General features: G+C 44.2%; 2 protein-coding genes. One reads left to right on the forward strand and one right to left on the reverse strand.

The genetic code is table 11. The features are described 5' to 3' along the window. A partial coding sequence (locus BP97_RS38060; protein ID WP_051621074.1) for an esterase/lipase family protein occupies positions 1 to 1,195 on the reverse strand: 1,195 nt, incomplete at its 3' end. Positions 1,196 to 1,389: 194 nt separating this feature from the next. On the opposite strand from BP97_RS38060, the gene BP97_RS0130925 reads away from it, so the two are divergent. Next, positions 1,390 to 1,577 (forward strand): VOC family protein (locus BP97_RS0130925; RefSeq protein ID WP_028552552.1); only part of this gene is annotated, 188 nt, incomplete at its 3' end.

Consider the following 1,577-nt stretch of genomic DNA (forward strand, 5'->3'; position numbering starts at 1 on the left):
CCAAGGTGGCGTGCCACACACCCTCCATGTCATAGTCCCCAGCGGTAAAACCATGATAGGCGACTAGGGATGAGCCAGAAGAGGCTATGATGTTCAGTGAGAGACTCTGAAGGTTTTCGGGTTGCAGTTCCTCCAAATTAATATGAAAATTCCGCAAGCTTGAATCTCCGCTGAACACATGAACATCCACATCAAAATAATGTAGGTCTTCCGATCCTCCGTCTTTACGTACGCCCTCTAGTTGAATAAAGTAGTCCGTAATCGGATCGCCGCGCTCATCGGTCACACGGATAACGAACTGCTGCCAAGGAGTAAGCTTCCCATTTAGAAGGCTACTGCTATCTTTATACCAGTCATCCAATTCCTGCTTGCTATTTACCTCCAATGCGGTGTGAACGCTATTAACGAGTTCATCCGTCGGATTCTCAAGAATCGAAGCGTGGTTCAAACCTTCAACTGGAATGAGGGGAATGTCAACATGATGATCCTTGTGCCAATTGGAAAAAGAGATCCGAGCTTGGTCCTCTACATTTCGGGTCAGGTCCAAGGTAATCTTTCGAGCATTTAATGCACAGCCTGCCCAACGTACCGTTCCATCCGTACCGGGTTCATTAACTAACCTACGTATACCGCCATAAGCCTCCGACCCACAAAAAATAAAAACGTACGGCGTATCCCCGTCTGGTCCATAATAAGGCTTACTCCCGAATAAATCTTTATCCGTCAAATCCCATGTGAAGCGGCTGCCGAGCTCGAGTCCTTCCAGAATACGATCTCCGGCGTCAAGAAAATCAGGACCGAGCTCCTTGCGTCCTTTAAAAATACCGCCTAGCCAGCTGCGCCCTTTATGTGCTAAGGGGGATCCGAAGCTGGCAGGAGCAAGGCCGATTAAATGCTTTAGACGATCGCGTCTTTTGGCATAGGCTGAAAGCCAGGATCTGATAACAAGCATTCCGGTCGAGTGGACGATTGCATCGAACGGTTCGTCTCCCTTCAAGCCTATTTCCTCACGGAGGGCCCGATCGAATCCTTCTGCAATATCGGGAATCGTTACCTCATTAGTCAGTGACTCATAAGAACAAACGCGAATGGACCGAACATCCCTCCCTTTTTTGCTCAGTAGTTTAACCCATGTTTGGAAGGATTCTCCCGTATCCGAGTAGCCATGAATCAAGACAAGCGGTCTTTGCGCCATAGCTTTCCTCCTAGCACCTTATATTTTAAAAATACTATTTTATATATAGGTTGAAATTATAAAAATAGAAGATAGCAGCTGAAATAATCTAGAATAAACACCAATTTAAAATTCCATATAAAGGATAAAATGCGGTTTTGTTGAATTAATGTTAGAAAACAAAAAAGATCGAGATTATAAGGAGGAATAACGAAATGAGTGAGCAAGTGAAAGCTAAAATAGAAAATTTTCTTACCGTCCTATTGGTTTCTGATTTGAATAAATCGAAGGAATATTACCAAAAAGCGTTGGGCTGTGAGGTTAATGATGTTTGGGCAATCCGAGATGATTTTGGATTAGGCTTCAAATTAATTCAGGCAAAAGATAACCAAGATGTGAGGCC

This window comes from Paenibacillus sp. UNC451MF (genome assembly GCF_000686845.1).
GTDB lineage: Bacteria > Bacillota > Bacilli > Paenibacillales > NBRC-103111 > Paenibacillus_S.